Annotated in this window: 16 protein-coding genes; 10 read left to right on the plus strand and 6 right to left on the minus strand. The window is 53.6% G+C overall.

Annotated features, from left to right (window positions below):
- The first annotated feature begins 103 nt into the window (after nt 1-103).
- From D3870_RS12650 to D3870_RS12660, 3 genes are all read left to right on the plus strand, one after another.
- Entirely contained in the window at nt 104-679 is a 576-nt protein-coding gene (locus D3870_RS12650; protein ID WP_119739592.1) for an NUDIX hydrolase, read from the plus strand.
- A gap of 135 nt (nt 680-814) precedes the next feature.
- Nucleotides 815-1,537 (plus strand): leucyl/phenylalanyl-tRNA--protein transferase, encoded by a 723-nt coding sequence (gene aat, locus D3870_RS12655; protein ID WP_119742049.1) that lies wholly within the window; start codon nt 815-817, stop codon nt 1,535-1,537.
- Nucleotides 1,538-1,618: 81 nt separating this feature from the next.
- On the plus strand, nt 1,619-2,344 hold the full coding sequence (locus tag D3870_RS12660; protein ID WP_119739593.1) for an arginyltransferase: 726 nt from the start codon (nt 1,619-1,621) through the stop codon (nt 2,342-2,344).
- A gap of 182 nt (nt 2,345-2,526) precedes the next feature.
- On the opposite strand, the gene D3870_RS12665 is transcribed toward D3870_RS12660, so the two are convergent.
- Nucleotides 2,527-4,050 (minus strand): IS1182 family transposase, encoded by a 1,524-nt coding sequence (locus D3870_RS12665; protein WP_119739594.1) that lies wholly within the window; start codon nt 4,048-4,050, stop codon nt 2,527-2,529.
- A 165-nt stretch (nt 4,051-4,215) separates the two neighbouring features.
- Here D3870_RS12665 and D3870_RS12670 point away from each other — a divergent pair, with 165 nt between their 5' ends.
- Nucleotides 4,216-5,259 carry a quinone-dependent dihydroorotate dehydrogenase gene (locus D3870_RS12670; protein WP_119739595.1) on the plus strand — a complete coding sequence of 348 codons (1,044 nt, stop codon included), beginning with the start codon at nt 4,216-4,218 and terminating at the stop codon, nt 5,257-5,259.
- 136 nt (nt 5,260-5,395) lie between these two features.
- Here the strand turns inward: D3870_RS12670 and clpA are convergent, their stop codons facing one another.
- Together clpA and clpS are read right to left on the minus strand one after the other, a co-directional pair.
- Nucleotides 5,396-7,696, minus strand: a complete 2,301-nt coding sequence (clpA, locus tag D3870_RS12675) for an ATP-dependent Clp protease ATP-binding subunit ClpA (RefSeq protein ID WP_119739597.1) — start codon at nt 7,694-7,696, stop codon at nt 5,396-5,398.
- On the minus strand, nt 7,693-8,001 hold the full coding sequence (gene clpS / locus D3870_RS12680) for an ATP-dependent Clp protease adapter ClpS (RefSeq protein WP_088710310.1): 309 nt from the start codon (nt 7,999-8,001) through the stop codon (nt 7,693-7,695). Before clpS ends, clpA begins: the two co-directional genes overlap by 4 nt.
- Before the next feature lie 361 nt (nt 8,002-8,362).
- Between clpS and cspE the strand changes: the two genes are divergently transcribed.
- Nucleotides 8,363-8,569, plus strand: coding sequence for a transcription antiterminator/RNA stability regulator CspE (gene cspE, locus D3870_RS12685; RefSeq protein ID WP_119739599.1), 207 nt, complete (start codon nt 8,363-8,365; stop codon nt 8,567-8,569).
- 205 nt (nt 8,570-8,774) lie between these two features.
- Here the strand turns inward: cspE and icd are convergent, their stop codons facing one another.
- On the minus strand, nt 8,775-10,028 hold the full coding sequence (gene icd / locus D3870_RS12690; protein WP_119739601.1) for an NADP-dependent isocitrate dehydrogenase: 1,254 nt from the start codon (nt 10,026-10,028) through the stop codon (nt 8,775-8,777).
- A 260-nt stretch (nt 10,029-10,288) separates the two neighbouring features.
- Between icd and D3870_RS12695 the strand changes: the two genes are divergently transcribed.
- The 3 genes from D3870_RS12695 (at nt 10,289) to D3870_RS12705 (ending at nt 11,937) form a co-directional block, all read left to right on the plus strand.
- Nucleotides 10,289-10,846, plus strand: coding sequence for a pseudouridine synthase (locus D3870_RS12695; RefSeq protein ID WP_119742051.1), 558 nt, complete (start codon nt 10,289-10,291; stop codon nt 10,844-10,846).
- Nucleotides 10,847-11,073: 227 nt separating this feature from the next.
- Entirely contained in the window at nt 11,074-11,256 is a 183-nt protein-coding gene (locus D3870_RS12700) for a hypothetical protein (protein ID WP_119739603.1), read from the plus strand.
- A gap of 228 nt (nt 11,257-11,484) precedes the next feature.
- Nucleotides 11,485-11,937, plus strand: coding sequence for a DUF192 domain-containing protein (locus tag D3870_RS12705; protein ID WP_119739604.1), 453 nt, complete (start codon nt 11,485-11,487; stop codon nt 11,935-11,937).
- Nucleotides 11,938-12,092: 155 nt separating this feature from the next.
- Here D3870_RS12705 and rpsT read toward each other — a convergent pair whose 3' ends face one another.
- Nucleotides 12,093-12,356: a 30S ribosomal protein S20 gene (rpsT, locus tag D3870_RS12710; protein WP_119739606.1), complete on the minus strand. Its 264-nt coding sequence runs from the start codon at nt 12,354-12,356 to the stop codon at nt 12,093-12,095.
- A gap of 234 nt (nt 12,357-12,590) precedes the next feature.
- On the opposite strand from rpsT, the gene murJ reads away from it, so the two are divergent.
- Together murJ and D3870_RS12720 are read left to right on the plus strand one after the other, a co-directional pair.
- Nucleotides 12,591-14,141 (plus strand): murein biosynthesis integral membrane protein MurJ, encoded by a 1,551-nt coding sequence (murJ, locus tag D3870_RS12715; protein WP_119739608.1) that lies wholly within the window; start codon nt 12,591-12,593, stop codon nt 14,139-14,141.
- A 74-nt stretch (nt 14,142-14,215) separates the two neighbouring features.
- Nucleotides 14,216-15,055 (plus strand): SirB1 family protein, encoded by an 840-nt coding sequence (locus D3870_RS12720; RefSeq protein ID WP_119739610.1) that lies wholly within the window; start codon nt 14,216-14,218, stop codon nt 15,053-15,055.
- 22 nt (nt 15,056-15,077) lie between these two features.
- Here D3870_RS12720 and D3870_RS12725 read toward each other — a convergent pair whose 3' ends face one another.
- On the minus strand, nt 15,078-16,991 hold the full coding sequence (locus D3870_RS12725) for an ATP-binding cassette domain-containing protein (RefSeq protein ID WP_119739612.1): 1,914 nt from the start codon (nt 16,989-16,991) through the stop codon (nt 15,078-15,080).
- Nucleotides 16,992-17,079 lie beyond the last annotated feature (88 nt).

A 17,079-nucleotide genomic window follows, 5' to 3' on the forward strand; every position in this document is an offset into this window, starting at 1 on the left:
CGACATGTATATTTGCGACACCCGAGTAATGCACTGGCAACATGCCTGCAGCGGTAGCCAATCTGCGAGCATCCAATTACATCTGTAGTCTTCTTCTACTTCCATGAACTTTTGCTCTGAATGCGCCCACCCTGTGTCGCTGATGGTTCCTCCAGATGACAACCGTCCGCGTTACGTTTGCGGAAACTGCGGTGTGATTCATTATCAAAATCCCAAAATGGTGATTGGATCGATCCCTGTGTGGGAAGAGCAGGGACAGACGCGCGTCCTGTTGTGCAAACGGGCAATCGAACCGCGCCATGGCTATTGGACGCTTCCTGCCGGATTCATGGAAAACAATGAAACCACGACCGATGCCGCCATGCGCGAAACGCTGGAAGAGGCCGGCGCACGCGTGGAATTGCATGACTTGTTCTCTTTGCTGAATGTTCCGCATGTGCATCAAGTGCACATGTTCTATCGCGCAACATTGCTCGATTTGAATTACGAAGCAGGCATCGAAAGTCTTGAGGTAAGGCTTTTTGCGGAACACGAAATTCCATGGGAAGAGATTGCATTCCCCACTGTGGGCTACACCTTGAAGTCATTTTTTTCCGACCTGACCAAAGTAAGGAGCGGTGAAGGTGCGTTCAGTATGCATACGCACGACATTACAAAGCCTTTGCGACCGCGCGAATGACTGGGCGCAATGTCCGATATTTCATCAGCAATGCATATTTATTGGTGAAACAGACCGAAGTTGATGGCTTCTCGCCCATGCAACATCGACCTTGGCTGGAAAGTCCGGCTTTCCGGCACGATTGAAGGAACATGGATGATTTCGTGGCTTGACGAGGACACATCTTTTCCTGATGTGCGCAAGGCGCTAAAAGAAATAGACGGCGCACCCGGACTGCTTGCTGCGGGTGGTGACTTGTCGCCTGCACGCCTGCTCGATGCATATCGTCACGGTATCTTCCCATGGTTTTCCGAGGGACAGCCGATCTTGTGGTGGAGCACCGATCCTCGCATGGTGCTGTTCACCGACAGGTTCATGATTTCGCGCAGTTTGAAAAAAACATTAAAAAGGATTCATGCCAGCGCGAATACGGATGGCCTCTGGCAAATCCGTTTTGACACGGCATTCGAGGAGGTCATGCGCGCCTGCGCCGGACCGCGCAAGGAAGGCGCAGGAACCTGGATTTCGGAAGATATCGTGCGCGGCTACACGGCATTGCATCGGCAGGGGTATGCGCATTCATCGGAACTGTGGTTGGATGGCCAACTCGTGGGGGGCGCGTATGGAGTCAGCATCGGACGGATGTTCTATGGCGAGTCCATGTTTGCCAGAGTCTCCGACGGTTCGAAAGTAGCACTTGCCTATCTCGTGCACTTCCTGAAAGAGCACGGGGTTGCAATGATCGACTGCCAACAGGAAACCTTGCATCTGGCGTCGCTCGGCGCAATTCCGATTTCCAGAAAAGAGTTCATCGCACGTCTGCAGCCGGCGATCCTGCATCCGCAGATCGAATATTGGTACCCACCCAAAATATTTTGATCAAGCGACAAAAACGCTTATACGGCCCTTTCCTTACGGTGTAAATTATTGCTATCCGCATCGGAATCAGGTAACAGGCCCATGACGCATCTGAAAGATCTGCCGTTCGCCACTCTGCAGTTTTACGCAACTGCACCGTATCCCTGCAGCTACCTCAATGATCGTCAGGCGCGCTCGCAAGTGGCGACTCCCTCCCATCTCATCAACACCGACGTGTATTCCGAACTGGTCCAGAATGGCTTCAGGCGCAGCGGGATTTTCACGTATCGCCCCTATTGCGATGGCTGTCATGCCTGCGTGCCGGTGCGCGTCAGAACCGAGGCTTTCTCCCCCAACCGCAGTCAGCGCCGTGCCTGGACGCGACATCAGGATTTGAACACTTGGGTGTCCAGTCTTGCCTACGTTCCCGAGCATTACGAGCTGTATTTGCGCTATCAGGCCGCACGCCATGCGGGTGGCGGCATGGACCAGGACAGCCGCGATCAATATGCGCAGTTTCTGCTTCAAAGCAAGGTGAATACACGTCTGGTCGAATTCCGCGAAGGCGATGGAACACTGCGCATGGTCAGCATTATCGACGTGTTGAACGACGGCCTTTCTTCCGTATATACCTTCTACGATCCGGACGTGGCTGGCGCATCGTTCGGCACATTCAACGTTCTGTGGCAAATCGAGCAGGCAAAACGCCTTGCGATGCCTTACATTTATCTCGGCTACTGGATCAAGGACAGTTCGAAGATGGCATACAAGATCAACTTCAAACCGCTGGAAGCTCTCAGGCACGGCAAATGGGAAGAATGGATCTAACGACGCTGTAGAAAAACCCCATTCTGAACACCCGGTTCAGCCTGCGGCGGCATTTTTTCAAACCATTCCGCGATTTTCATTTTCGGATTCCTGTTTTTATCGAACATCGTCGCTGCAAACAGGCCTTGTCTGACAAGCCTGTTCGCGCGATACCGCGGCGAGCCGGCATTCTTCCGGCCTCTTTATTGCGCATAACCGTGGTTCGCCAGTTTTTCAACATTATGTACCAGGCAGTACAGTTTCCACTGCCCGTCCACCTTGGCTTTTCCCCGCAGCGTAAAGCGGTGCAACCGCTTGTTGCCGCGCAGGTTGCCAAACACCGGCTCCACCGTCGCAAAGCGGCGCGTGATCATTTCTCGACCCGCATCCGAATCGATTTTCACCTTCATCCGGTCAACATGATTTTCGTGGATGTCTCGTTTTCCCTGGAAGAAGGAGACCTGCCGGGTTGCCGTCTTCTCGGGTGTGCGCAAGCATTCCTTGCGCCGTTCGCACGGCACGCAATCCTGTTTGGCGCCACTGAACTTCATCGCCGCATAGCCATTGATGGTGCAATTCGATCCGTTGCTGTAGAGCCGCTTGCCTGCCGGACAAAGACAGTGGGAGCGATCCTCTGCCAGCCGGAAATCCGCCGTCTTGAAGCATGTGGATTTCTTTGGTGGTTTGGCTTTGTTCCACAGCGGGTCAGGCTTGGCAGCATGGACATGCCGGTCCGCATACCGCTCATCCCGCTTGCGATAACCATTGTCTGGCACATAGGCATTGATCCGCAGTTGGGCCAGTGCCTTCAGATTGGCTTGCGAATGATAGCCGGCATCGGCGGTGATCACCGTCTCGACGCTGCGTAGTGCCTCTGTGGCCTGAATCACCGGCAGCAGCAGTTCTTGTTCCGAGCCAGTGCCGTGCGCCTGCGCATCGACGATGATTTGCGATTTCTCATCGACTGCGGCCACACCGGTATAGCCTTGAATCACGCCTTTGCCGGTGGCCATCTTGGCCGATTCATTGTCGGTGCGATTGGATAGGCGAATGCTGCCTTTGCTTCCCTTGCGATCTTCCGGGTTCTTGTTGAGCCAGTCGCGCAGCTGCTGCGCTTCCTTTTGCAGGCGTTCCAGTTTCTGCGCTTCGCGCTTTGCCAATGCCTCGTCGGTGGGGGCGTTGTCGGCGCTCTGGTGCTTCTCCAGCAGCTGTTTGGCCGCGTGCTCCATCTTGTCAAGCTGGCGCTGATAGTCGGCGCGCGTACCTGATTTCGCTTTACTCGCATTGGCCGGAAGCTTGACGCCGTCAATGGCGAACATCTCGCGTCCAATCAAGCCCTGACGGTCGCAAATGAGCAGAACTTGCGCAAACAGTCGGGCAACCGTATCGCCCATGCTCGAGACAAAGGCGGCCAGTGTGGTGAAGTGGGGTTGGCTGTCTCCCGAGACGGCGATGAACAGCACATTCTCGCGGCACGCCGCTTCCATCTTGCGGCTGCTGATGATGCCCCGGCTGCAGGCCAGCAGGATGATCTTGATCAGCACCGCCGGGGCGAAGGCAGAGGCGCCATCGACCTCATTCCTGTAGCGGGCATGGAAGGCGGACAGATCGAGTTCATGATCGACCAGATGGCACAACGCGTATTCGAAACTGCCGGGAATGACTTGCCGGTCAAAGTCGACCGGCAGCAGTTTCAAGCCTTGGTGGATCGGTTTGAATCGCGCCATGTCGCACCCATTCGTGTGTTACGCCATGAACAAAGCATGCCGGCTCTGCCGATCCGGTTTTTGAGCAATTCGGGTTTTTCTACAACCTCAACGGTAAAATAATGCCTTTATCCATGGCGTTTTGCTCGATTGCCTCGTTCAGCCGCCCGCCCATCTTCTACCCTTATGTCTGACAAGCTTCTCTACGCACTCGCCCGCCCTTTCCTCTTCTCCCTCGATCCCGAAACTGCGCACAATCTTGCATTGCCGGCACTCAAGCGCGCCGCCGGCTTGGGCCTGACCAAAGCTTTTGCACATCCAAAGACAGATCCGCGAACCGTGATGGGAATCACGTTTCCCAATCCGGTAGGACTGGCTGCCGGATTGGACAAGGATGGTGCATATATCGACGGCTTGTCCTCGCTGGGATTCGGCTTTATCGAAGTCGGCACCGTCACCCCGCGACCGCAGCCCGGCAATCCTCGCCCGCGCATGTTCAGATTGCCGCAAGCGAACGCAATCATCAATCGCATGGGTTTCAACAACGGCGGCGTGGATGCCTTCGTCAGCAATGTACAAGCGTCGCGGTTCTATCAGAACAAGGAAGGCATACTCGGACTCAATATCGGCAAGAATGCCGATACCCCGATTGAACGCGCAGCCGAAGACTATGTGACTTGTCTCGAAAAGGTTTATCCATACGCGAGCTACGTCACAGTCAACATTTCATCGCCAAACACCAAAAACCTCCGGCAGCTTCAGGGCGGGTTCGAACTCGATGCATTGCTTGCCCGGCTCAAGGATGAGCAGTTGCGTCTGGCGGACAGGCATGCGCGCTATGTGCCAATTGCCCTCAAGATTGCGCCGGATGTCGATAGCGAACAGGTCAAAACCATTGCAGAGGCATTGCTCCGGCACAAGATGGATGCCGTCATCGCGACCAATACGACGATCACACGTGACGCCGTAAAGGGCATGGCACATGCGGACGAAACCGGAGGCTTGTCCGGTGCGCCGGCATTCGAACTGTCCAACACCATCATCCGCGCACTGAAAAAAGAACTGGGCGACGCACTGCCAATCATTGGCGTGGGAGGAATTCTGTCCGGACAGGATGCGCAAGTGAAGATCGATGCCGGAGCATCATTGGTGCAGCTCTATACCGGCTTGATTTATCGAGGTCCCGCGCTCATACGCGAGTGCGCTACCGCGCTGCGAAAGTTCCAATAACCTCCCCTGCATGCCCGCAAGCATGCAGAGACTTCGCCAACTTCAAACCGCAATCGCAAAAGCCGGTGCCAAAATGAAAAAACCCGAATTGCTTGCGCAATTCGGGTTGTTCAACTTTGAACTGAATTACTCCGTATCACTCCACTTCGATGGTTTCTTCCGGAGCTGACGGCGGAGCTGCATCGCCTTCGGCAAAGTCGAGCTTGATCTGTTCCTTCTCATCCAAGTCGACCGTCACACGTCCACCGGAAACCAGACGCCCGAAGAGCAACTCGTCCGCCAATGCTTTTCGAATCATGTCCTGAATCAAGCGTGACATCGGCCGCGCACCCATCAGCGGATCGAAGCCCTTGCTTGCCAAGAACTTGCGCAAGCTTTCGGAGAAAACAGCCTCGACTTTCTTCTCGTGCAATTGCTCTTCAAGCTGCATCAAGAACTTGTCAACCACCCGCAGGATGATTTCCTCATCGAGTGCGCGGAAGCTGATGATCGCATCCAGACGATTGCGGAACTCCGGCGTGAACATGCGCTTGATATCCGCCATTTCATCGCCGGCCTCCTTCTTGTCGGTGAAGCCGATCGAGCGCTTCTGCAGGCTTTCCGCACCCGCATTCGTCGTCATGATGATGATGACGTTGCGGAAGTCAGCCTTGCGACCATTGTTATCCGTCAGCGTGCCGTGATCCATTACCTGCAACAGGATGTTGAAGATGTCCGGATGCGCCTTTTCGATCTCATCCAGCAGCAACACGGCGTGCGGTTTCTTGGTAATCGCCTCGGTCAACAATCCACCCTGATCAAACCCGACATATCCCGGCGGCGCGCCGATCAACCGGCTGACCGCATGACGCTCCATGTACTCCGACATATCGAAGCGAATCAGTTCGATGCCAAGGATGAACGCGAGCTGCTTTGCGACCTCTGTCTTGCCCACACCGGTCGGCCCCGAAAACAGGAACGACCCGATCGGCTTGTCGGTCTTGCCCAAGCCGGCACGCGCCATCTTGATCGCCGAGCCCAACGCCTCGATCGCCGGATCCTGACCAAACACGACATTCTTCAAATCACGATCGATCGTCTGCAGCTTGGCACGATCATCCTGATTGACGGATTGCGGCGGAATCCGCGCGATCTTGGAGATAATGTCTTCGATCTCCGACTTGCCAATCGTCCGTTTCTGCTTGGATTTCGGCAAAATACGCTGTGCCGCACCGGCTTCATCGATCACATCGATCGCCTTGTCCGGCAAGTGGCGGTCATTGATGAAGCGCGCAGCCAATTCCGCAGCAGAGGTCAGCGCAGATGCCGAATACTTGACGCCATGATGCTCTTCGAAACGCGATTTCAGTCCGCGCAAAATCTGCACGGTTTGTTCGACAGTCGGTTCATTCACATCGATTTTCTGGAAGCGGCGTGACAATGCATGGTCCTTCTCGAACACGCCGCGGAATTCCGTATATGTCGTTGCGCCAATGCATTTCAGCTGGCCGCTCGACAAGGCCGGTTTCAGCAAATTGGAAGCATCCAGAGTGCCACCCGACGCCGACCCTGCACCAATAATGGTGTGGATTTCATCGATAAACAGAATACCGTGCGGATTTTCCTTCAGCTGCTTGAGAACCGCTTTCAATCTCTGTTCAAAATCGCCGCGATATTTCGTTCCAGCCAGCAATGCGCCCATATCGAGCGAATAGACCACAGCGTTTTGCAATACCTCCGGTACATCACCTTGCGTTACGCGCCATGCGAGTCCCTCCGCAATGGCCGTCTTGCCCACGCCGGCTTCGCCTACCAGCAATGGATTATTCTTGCGGCGACGGCACAAAGTCTGAATCACGCGCTCAACCTCGGCTTCACGCCCGATAAGTGGATCGATCTTGCCTTCGGCAGCAAGCTTGTTCAGGTTCTGGGTGAACTGATCAAGCGGACTTTCTTTCTGCTGCCCTTCGGTTTGCGCGTCTTCCGCACCCTCAGGCGCCTTTTGCGAGTCGGTTTGCTGATCCTTGCGTACGCCATGCGAAATGAAATTCACCACATCAAGACGTGTGACTCCCTGCTGGTGCAAGTAATACACCGCATGCGAATCCTTTTCGCCAAAAATGGCAACCAACACGTTGGCACCGGTCACTTCCTTCTTGCCATTGGAAGCCGACTGCACATGCATGATGGCACGTTGGATCACACGCTGAAATCCGAGGGTCGGCTGGGTGTCGACCTCGCTTGTTCCCGGCACGGTCGGCGTATTGTCACTGATGAAATTGGCCAACGTTTTCCGCAAGTCCTCGATATTCACTGCGCAAGCGCGCAGTACTTCGGCGGCCGACGGATTATCGAGCAGCGCCAACAGCAAGTGCTCGACCGTGATGAACTCATGCCGTGCCTGGCGAGCTTCAACAAACGCCATGTGCAAACTTACTTCAAGTTCCTGCGCAATCATGCTTCCTCCATCACGCATTGCAGGGGATGTCCTGCTTTCCGAGCGTGCGTTAAAACCAGTTCGACTTTCGTGGACGCGATATCTTTAGGATACACGCCGCACATACCTTTTCCATCGCGATGAACCTTGAGCATGATCTGCGTCGCGGTTTCTCGGTCCTTATTAAAGTACTCCTGAATAATCGCGACAACAAACTCCATGGGCGTATAGTCGTCATTTAGAAGCAGTACTTGATACATTGGTGGTGGTTTAAGCTTCTGCTCTTGCCTCGCAAGTACCGTCCCGTTGTCATGCTGAGTTGCCATACGTCTATTCTAAAGCGTTCAACTTCTGCGACAGACGCAAAAGTAAGGGGGAATCCATGTTCATATTGATATTACGCCCTTTCGCACCGGTACGCAGATAATGCCCAAATCTCCTAATTCAAGGAGTATTTCCAGGATTGAACCTGTTTGTTGTTGTATGAACATTGCAAAAAGTCAAAAATGTGCCGAAAGTTGCCTTGACTTTTGTATTTTTTGCAGGAACAATCGTATGTATTGACACATTCAGTTGTTATACAATTGTCAATACGAAGAGAGCAGGTGACAAGAGGGGGCGCAGCGTTACGCGAGGCTTCTTGCTTTTACGGCTCGTGTGATTGGTTATTATTTGAAAGACGCTTTTATGGCAACAGGTACCGTCAAGTGGTTCAACGATTCCAAAGGCTTCGGATTTATCACTCCGGATGACGGCGGTGAAGATTTGTTCGCCCACTTTTCCGCAATCCAAATGAATGGCTTCAAGACCCTCAAAGAAGGTCAAAAGGTTCAGTTTGAAGTTACGCAAGGCCCCAAAGGCAAGCAAGCTTCCAACATTCAACAAGCCAACTAATCACGCCGATTAGCAAAAGCATCACGAGCCCCGCACCAGCGGGGTTTTTTTCATTTGTGCATTCAACCAACACAAGTCGGCTGCGCCAGCAGCATCGCCCGAATTTTTCAAACATGACTTGATCTCAGTCATGTTTGACTTAGCAAATCACAAAGCAAAAGGCCGGATCAAATCCGGCCTTTGTCCTGCACTCGTCTCAGCAAGCTTACATATTCGCAATCATTACGTCTCCGAAGCCGGAGCAGGACACTTGCGTTGCACCTTCCATCAAACGCGCAAAATCATAAGTAACCTTTTTCGAGGTAATCGACTTTTCCATCGATGTGATGATTAAGTCAGCCGCCTCGGCCCATCCCATGTGACGCAACATCATTTCAGCGGACAGGATCAGCGATCCTGGATTGACATAGTCTTTGCCAGCATACTTCGGCGCAGTGCCATGCGTCGCTTCAAACATTGCCACTGAGTCAGACAGATTTGCACCTGGAGCAATGCCAATGCCACCAACCTGAGCAGCAAGCGCATCAGAGATATAGTCGCCATTGAGGTTCAAGGTAGCGATAACGCTATATTCATTCGGACGCAATAAAATTTGCTGCAGGAATGCATCGGCGATCGAATCCTTTACAGTGATTTCCTTGCCGGTCTTCGGATTCTTGAACTTGCACCATGGGCCGCCGTCGATCAACTGCGCGCCAAATTCCTTTTGCGCCAAGGCATAACCCCAATCACGGAAGCCACCTTCGGTGTACTTCATGATGTTACCTTTGTGAACGAGCGTTACAGACGACTTGTCGTTATCGATCGCATACTGAATCGCCTTGCGTACCAGACGCTCGGTACCTTCCCGGGAAACAGGCTTGACACCAATACCCGAAGTTTGCGGGAAACGGATTTTCTTGACTCCCATTTCCTTGATCAGGAAATCAATGACTTTTTTCGCACCTTCCGAACCTTCCTGCCATTCAATGCCAGCATAAATATCTTCGGAATTTTCACGGAAAATGACCATGTCAGTCTTTTCGGGCTCACGAACAGGCGATGGAACGCCCTTAAAATAACGCACAGGGCGCAAGCAGACGTACAAGTCAAGCTCCTGACGCAAGGCAACATTCAGGGAACGAATGCCGCCACCGACCGGTGTAGTCAATGGTCCCTTGATCGACACGACATACTCTTTCAGGGCCTGCAGCGTTTCTTCCGGCAACCAGACGTCCGGACCGTAAACTTTGGTCGACTTCTCACCCGCGAAAATTTCCATCCAGCTGATCTTGCGCTTGCCGCCGTATGCTTTTGCAACAGCCGCATCAACCACCTTAATCATCACGGGCGTGATATCAATACCGGTGCCGTCTCCTTCGAGGTAGGGAATGATCGGGTTCTCGGGCACATTCAACGCGAAATCAGGGTTGACGGTGATTTTTTTGCCGTCGGCAGGCACTTTGATATGTTGATACATCGTTGGCTCCGGGGTTGAGGAGGAAATAGGAGGATCGCCGCAAGTCAAATTCCGATTGAATTTAACCAACATGTCTTATATAAGACATAAGATAGCGTTTCGCATTATGCACCAGTATTTTACCGTATGCCATACCTTTTACGGTAGCAACAGGCGTTTCGATACTTCAACGACGCCATCCAAAAAACAATATCATGGACACAGGCAATCATTGGCTCTCGAAGCCCTCATCCGCCGCTCATCCGTTCGAAAAGCGTAGCATGTCTCTCATATTATTCAACAAGCCATACCATGTCATGTGCCAATTCTCGCCTCATCCGACGCGGGAGACGTTGGCTGATTACCTTTCGATCCCCGATGTATATCCAGCCGGAAGATTGGATGCCGACAGTGAAGGGTTGCTGTTGTTGACGGATGACGGGAAGTTACAGCACCACATCAGCCACCCTGAGCACAAACAGTTCAAGACCTATATCGCCCAGATCGAAGGAACCCCCGACTCCTCGGCCATTCGGCGATTGCAAGGAGCACTTGACCTTGGCGATTTTGTGACACAGCCTTGCAAAGCAGTACAAATTCAGCAGCCGGAATGGCTTTGGCAACGAAATCCACCCATTCGCGAACGCACGAACAAGCCAACCAGTTGGCTGGCAATTACGCTTTCGGAAGGAAAAAACCGGCAAGTACGAAGAATGACCGCCGCCGTCGGATTACCAACACTACGGCTTGTTCGGATTGCTATTGGACCGTTTTCCTTGGAAACCCACCCGCTTTGGCCCGGCGAATGGCAGGAAGTCTCGGCTGAGACAGTTAAGTGAGAGGTACGCACATATGCTCGTATGCCGCATTGCCCATTGTGGAACAAGTTTTTCAAGTGCACACGATATGTGAATGAAACGCTCAAGGATTCAAAATTGGGCACCGGTCAAAGCAAAATCACAGAGCCTCACAAAAAGTTGTCAACCGACAGCGTTTCCTTCCGTTATTGGCAATGATTCATCCGAATCACTGAGTTACCAATATCTTAATTCGAGGGACTATACAAATGAAAAACCTGATCGCTGCTCTGGTTGCAGGCCTGTTTGCCACCTCCGTATTTGCTCAAGCCGCTGCTCCGGCAGTCGCTCCGGCAGCCACTTCCGCAGAAGCAGCTGCGCCGAAGGCAAAGAAATCCAAGAAAGCAAAGAAAGCAAAGAAAGCTGCTGCCACACCTGCAGCCTCGAAATAATTGCAATTCAGCTTGATAAAAAAGGCAGGTTCTTCCTGCCTTTTTTATTTTCCGATTGCAGCTCCAATTGCATACTGTTTTGCAATGACAGCCAAACCTGCGTAGAAGTCGCCCCCCCCCGAATCCTTCCGAAGAATCACCATTGCGCTACACAAGCAGGCTGACATATCCTTCTTCTTTATCCTGCGACTCTTCACTCACCTATCGGCAAATTCTGCCGGATACCATATGAACCCGAATGCCATTCTTCGCGCTGCGCTGTTTGCAACGTCATTTATCTTGAGCACAGCAGCATTTTCACAGCAGCCTCCGAAATTTCCGGTAATTTCATTAACCGCAGGCATTCACGTGATCAAGGCGGAAGTTGCAGCCAAGGATACCGAAAGGCAGCAAGGACTCATGTTTCGCGAAAAACTCGGGACGAACGAGGGAATGGTGTTTCTATTCGACGCGCCGGCAGGTGTTTGCATGTGGATGAAGAATACCCTGATCCCGCTGTCGGTTGCCTTTATCGACGAGAGCGGAAAAATCATCAATATCGAGGATATGCAGCCGCAGACAGCCGACTCCCATTGCGCGAAAAAACCTGTGCGCTACGCACTGGAAATGAATCGGGGCTGGTTCAGACAAAAAAATATCAAGCCTGGCAGCACCATAGAAGGGCTGCCGCCCGCACGCTAATCAGCGTGCGTATTATGTTGCAATGACGGCAAAGGCATGATTTACTGCCGCCCGACACTGCAAATTGCAATCAGCGAAAACGAAAAAACCCGCATGAAAACATCATGCAGGTTTTTTCAAGCTTCCACACCCTCAATCGAGGGCAGGTCAAGCAATCAGGCCAGCGCCTTCAAGGCAGCAGCCAAACGGCTCTTGTGGCGAGCGGCCTTATTCTTGTGAATGATTTTTTTGTCAGCAATACGGTCGATCGTCGAAACGGAGGACTGGAACACTTGCGTTGCGGCCGCCTTGTCGCCAGCTTCAAGCGCCTTGCGAACAGCCTTGATCGCAGTGCGCAGCGTTGAACGCTGGCTGGAATTGTGAGCGTTTTGCTTGACTGCTTGACGAGCACGCTTGCGTGCCTGTGCGGTATTTGCCATGAATATTCCCTAAGACGAAACCGGATCGCTGGTGCGGGTCCGAGACAGAATTCTGTAAAGCTGGCGATTATAGCGGCTTTTTGAGAAACGAGCAATAAAGAAAGCCGCATGTCAACCGATTCTCTGCAACTCTGCAATCCCACATCACCCGCACCGTGAAACCAAGACTGGCGGCAGGTCCGACTATGCGTCCGCGTCCGCTTGTACTTGTTTCCCCAGCTATAATTGCTGCCCATGAATCTGCATAAAACGCTAGCCACCGTCTCCGGCATGACAATGCTTTCGCGTGTGACGGGGCTGCTGCGCGAACTCTTGATTGCGCGGGCATTCGGCGCATCAGCCTTTACGGATGCATTTTTCGTTGCCTTCCGCATCCCAAACCTGCTGCGTCGATTATTTGCTGAAGGTGCTTTTGCCCAAGCCTTCGTACCCATTCTTGCGGAATACAAGAATCAGAAAGGCGATGCCGCGACCAAAGATTTGGTGGACCATGTCGCGACGATATTGATCTGGACTCTGCTGCTCACATGCATCCTCGGCATCATTGCGGCTCCTGCGATTGTTTATCTCATTGCAACAGGATTGAAATCGAATACCCTCGCCTTTGATGCGTCGGTATTGATGACGAGGATCATGTTTCCCTATATCGGGTTCATGTCGTTCGTGGCATTGGCGGGGGGCATACTCAATACTTGGCGTGAATTCAGGATTCCTGCAATCACACCCGTATTGCTCAACCTCTCCTTCATTGGTGCATCGCTGTTTGTCGCGCCTTACATGAAACAACCTGTGTATGCACTTGCCTTTGCCGTGGTTGTCGGTGGCATTCTGCAAATTGCAATTCAGATTCCTGCCCTATCCAGAATCGGCATGCTCCCTCGCTTCAGTTTCAACCCGCGAGTAGCCCTTGGGGACGCCGGTGTGAAACGGGTATTGAAGCAAATGGTGCCCGCCACTTTCGCCGTCTCGGTCGCGCAAATCAGCCTGATCATCAATACGAATATCGCATCGCGGCTGGAAAATGGCAGCGTTTCGTGGCTGTCGTACGCAGATCGGTTGATGGAATTTCCAACAGCTCTGCTGGGCGTTGCGCTTGGCACAATCCTGTTGCCGAGTCTGGCAAAGGCGCATGCGGATGCGAATACGACAGAATATTCCGCCCTGCTCGATTGGGGCTTGCGACTGACGTTCCTGTTGGCACTGCCATCCGCGGTCGGGCTGGCAACCTTGTCCGAACCGCTTACTGCAACGTTATTTCATTACGGAAAATTTGATCTGCAGTCGGTCACGATGACAAGCCGCGCACTGGTTGCCTATGGAGTCGGCTTGATTGGCCTCATTCTGGTGAAGATTCTTGCCCCCGGCTTTTATGCGAAGCAGGATATCAAGACACCCGTCAAGATAGCCATTGGCGTGCTGATTGCCACACAGTTGATGAATCTGTTGTTTGTTCCCTGGATTGCACACGCGGGCCTGGCGTTGTCGATCGGCTTGGGCGCATGCATCAACGCGATTTTCCTGTATCGGGGTTTGCAGCGGCGCGGAATCTACGTGCCTGAAAAAGGATGGGGATTGTTCTTCGTCCGACTGAGCGGTGCGTTATGCCTGCTGGCTGGCGTCGCATTGTGGGGAGCTCGTCATTTTGACTGGCTCGCATTGCAAGCGCACCCGTGGCAGCGCGTGGCCGCATTGGCCTGCGTATTGCTGGCGTGCGGCGTCACGTATTTTGGCGCATTGCTTGCAACGGGATTCCGCTTCAGGGACTTCAAGCGCACAGCGCACTGACCGTGCGGCACTTGTATTGATTTGCTGCCCGTTTCCTTTATTTGACGGCGTCGGGGTTATATGATGATCCTTGTATGATGATCAAAGCTCTGGATTACTTTGCATCTTTGGTGCAACAGGACGATTCAATCCCCTTGTTTGAAGCGGCGCTGGCGATTGCGCAAGATGTTGATCCGCAACTCGATCTGGCGGCGGTGCAGGCAGAAGTCGACCGGTTTGCAGCAAAGCTCGAACGTCGTTTCGCACCGGACGCATCGAACGTACAAAAGCTGCGCCTGCTTAATCACTTTTTCTACCACGAGCTGGGTTTTGCGGGAAACATCAACAACTATTACGATCCCGACAACAGTTACCTGCATCGTGTAATCCGCACACGGCGTGGCATCCCGATTTCGTTGGCCGTGCTGTACATGGAACTGGCGCAACAGATCGGGCTGAATGTGAAAGGTATTTCCTTCCCCGGCCACTTCCTCATGAAACTTTCCGTGCAGTCGGGCGACATTGTGCTCGATCCGTTCAACGGCATGAGCCTGTCGAAAGAGGACTTGGAAGAGCGGCTTGAGCCTTACTTCGAACAGCAAGATTATCCCGCCCACATACCGCTCGCCTCGTATCTGCATGCGGCGCACCCGCGCGACATACTGGTACGCATGCTGCGCAACCTGAAGGCGCTGTTTGTCGAACACACGCGCTGGCAGCGGGTATTGGGCGTTCAACAGCGACTGGTGATCTTGCTGCCCGATGAAATAACGGAGCGCCGCGACCGCGGACTCGCGTATGCCAATCTGGAATGCCCGCAAGCAGCGCTGCAGGATCTGGAAGCCTATCTGGCCGAACGGCCTCATGCCTCGGATGCCGAACTATTGCGTAATCGTCTGCCGGAATTGCGAGAAGCCAGCAGACGATTGAATTAACAGTGTTAATGCGAGATCGCGATCAGCCGTTTGCGCGTGCTTCAATCGCTTCCCATCGCGCGAGATTCTCCAGCAGCAATTCATCGATTTCAGCAAAGCGTTCATTCAAACGTTGCGCTTCGGCCGCATCCTTGCGATACACATCGGGATCAGCCAATCGCTTCGAAATCATCTTCTGCTCCTGCTCGAGATCGGCGATCAAGCCCGGCAACGCTTCCAGTTCCCGCTGCTCCTTGTAGCTCAGTTTTTTCTGCTTCGGGGCCGCCGAAACCTGCGATGCTTTTTGCGCAGGTCTTGACTCCGATTTGAGCGCAGCCTTTGCCGGCACCGGCTGGGCCGTGGCGGCACGCACGCGATCCCAATCGCTGTAACCTCCGACATACTCACGCCACGCGCCAGCGCCCTCGGCAACGATCACTTGCGTCACGACATTATCGAGAAACATCCTGTCGTGACTGACGAGGAAGACTGTGCCGCTGTAATCCTCCAGCAACTCTTCCAGCAATTCGAGCGTATCGATATCCAGATCGTTGGTCGGCTCATCCAACACGAGGACATTGGCAGGTTTGGCAAACAGGCGGGCCAATAGCAGCCGGTTGCGCTCGCCACCCGACAACGACTTGACCGGCGAACGGGCGCGCTCCGGCGCGAACAGGAAGTCGCCGAGATAGGTCATCACATGCTTGCGCTGACCGTTGATCTCAACCCAGTCGCTGCCGGGCGAAATCGTCTCCACGAGGCTGGCTTCCTCATTCAGTTGGGTGCGCATCTGATCAAAATACGCGACCTGCAATTTCGTCCCCTGCTTGACCGTGCCGGTATCAGGGATTTCCTCGCCGAGAATCAGCTTCAACAGCGTTGTCTTGCCTGCGCCGTTGGGCCCGATCAAGCCTACCTTGTCGCCCCGCAGGATGGTCGTGCTGAAATTGCTGACAATGACCTTGTCGTCATAGTGTTTGCTGACATCGGCGAGTTCGGCGACGATCTTGCCGGAACGCTCGCCCGACGACACGTCCAGTTTCACCTGACCTTGCTGGTCACGCCGTGCATTGCGCGTGCGGCGCAGTTCTTCCAGCCGCTTGACGCGCCCCTCGTTGCGGGTGCGCCGCGCCTCCACGCCTTTGCGGATCCAGACTTCTTCTTGCGCCAGGAACTTGTCGAATTTCGCGTTCTCGATCGCTTCGATCTCAAGCTGCTCTGCCTTGCGCGCCTGGTACGTGCTGAAGTTACCGGGGAAAGACAACAAGCGCCCGCGATCCAACTCAATGATGCGCGTGGAAACATTATCCAGAAACGAGCGGTCGTGCGTGATGAACAACACGCTCCCCTTGTAGTCGCGCAACAGACCTTCCAGCCACAGGATGGAGGTGAAATCGAGGTGATTGGTCGGCTCATCCAGCAGTAGCACATCGGGCGCGCCGACCAGCGCGCATGCCAATGCGACGCGCTTTTGCGTACCGCCCGACAGCGTGCCCATCAATGCATCCTTGTCAAGATTCAAGCGCGCCAAAGTCGTTTCCACGCGGTTCGTCAGATTCCATGCATCAGTGGCATCCAATCGCGTCTGAATCGTATGCATGCGATCCATGATGGCATCGTCTTCATCGCCGCCCAGTTTTTCGGCCAGCTCGTTGTATTCCGACAGCAGCGCCGGTAAATCACCCAGACCGGAAGCCACGGCATCGAAGACGCGCATCTCTTCCGCAAATTGCGGTTCTTGCTCGACATAAGCGATCTTGATGCCTTGCTGCATGACCAGCAAGCCATCATCGAGCTTCGACCTGCCTGCGATGATTTTCAACAGTGACGACTTGCCGGTGCCGTTGCGACCAATCAACCCGACGCGCTCCGCCGGTTCGAGCGAGAATTCAGTCTGATCCAGCAACGCCACGTGACCGAACGCCAGCTGGGCATTTGTAAGAGAAATAACTGCCATGACAAGTAACCAAATAGCGCGCATTGCAACTGCGCGACGATAAAATGAATGAAGCCCGCATTGTACCGACAGCGTGAAATAAGCAGTT

The sequence above is a fragment of the Noviherbaspirillum cavernae genome, assembly GCF_003590875.1.
Classification (GTDB): Bacteria; Pseudomonadota; Gammaproteobacteria; order Burkholderiales; family Burkholderiaceae_D; genus Noviherbaspirillum; species Noviherbaspirillum cavernae.

Bases quoted from the DNA above. Each gene is read 5' to 3' on its own strand.
- clpA (WP_119739597.1), bottom strand. From the start codon at position 7,696: ATGATTGCGCAGGAACTTGAAGTAAGTTTGCACATGGCGTTTGTTGAA.
- rpsT (WP_119739606.1), bottom strand. From the start codon at position 12,356: ATGGCAAATACCGCACAGGCACGCAAGCGTGCTCGTCAAGCAGTCAAG.
- cspE (WP_119739599.1), top strand. From the start codon at position 8,363: ATGGCAACAGGTACCGTCAAGTGGTTCAACGATTCCAAAGGCTTCGGA.
- icd (WP_119739601.1), bottom strand. From the start codon at position 10,028: ATGTATCAACATATCAAAGTGCCTGCCGACGGCAAAAAAATCACCGTC.
- D3870_RS12670 (WP_119739595.1), top strand. From the start codon at position 4,216: ATGTCTGACAAGCTTCTCTACGCACTCGCCCGCCCTTTCCTCTTCTCC.
- D3870_RS12725 (WP_119739612.1), bottom strand. From the start codon at position 16,991: ATGGCAGTTATTTCTCTTACAAATGCCCAGCTGGCGTTCGGTCACGTG.
- murJ (WP_119739608.1), top strand. From the start codon at position 12,591: ATGAATCTGCATAAAACGCTAGCCACCGTCTCCGGCATGACAATGCTT.
- D3870_RS12720 (WP_119739610.1), top strand. From the start codon at position 14,216: ATGATGATCAAAGCTCTGGATTACTTTGCATCTTTGGTGCAACAGGAC.
- aat (WP_119742049.1), top strand. From the start codon at position 815: ATGATTTCGTGGCTTGACGAGGACACATCTTTTCCTGATGTGCGCAAG.
- D3870_RS12650 (WP_119739592.1), top strand. From the start codon at position 104: ATGAACTTTTGCTCTGAATGCGCCCACCCTGTGTCGCTGATGGTTCCT.
- D3870_RS12665 (WP_119739594.1), bottom strand. From the start codon at position 4,050: ATGGCGCGATTCAAACCGATCCACCAAGGCTTGAAACTGCTGCCGGTC.
- D3870_RS12700 (WP_119739603.1), top strand. From the start codon at position 11,074: ATGAAAAACCTGATCGCTGCTCTGGTTGCAGGCCTGTTTGCCACCTCC.
- D3870_RS12695 (WP_119742051.1), top strand. From the start codon at position 10,289: ATGTCTCTCATATTATTCAACAAGCCATACCATGTCATGTGCCAATTC.
- D3870_RS12705 (WP_119739604.1), top strand. From the start codon at position 11,485: ATGAACCCGAATGCCATTCTTCGCGCTGCGCTGTTTGCAACGTCATTT.
- clpS (WP_088710310.1), bottom strand. From the start codon at position 8,001: ATGGCAACTCAGCATGACAACGGGACGGTACTTGCGAGGCAAGAGCAG.
- D3870_RS12660 (WP_119739593.1), top strand. From the start codon at position 1,619: ATGACGCATCTGAAAGATCTGCCGTTCGCCACTCTGCAGTTTTACGCA.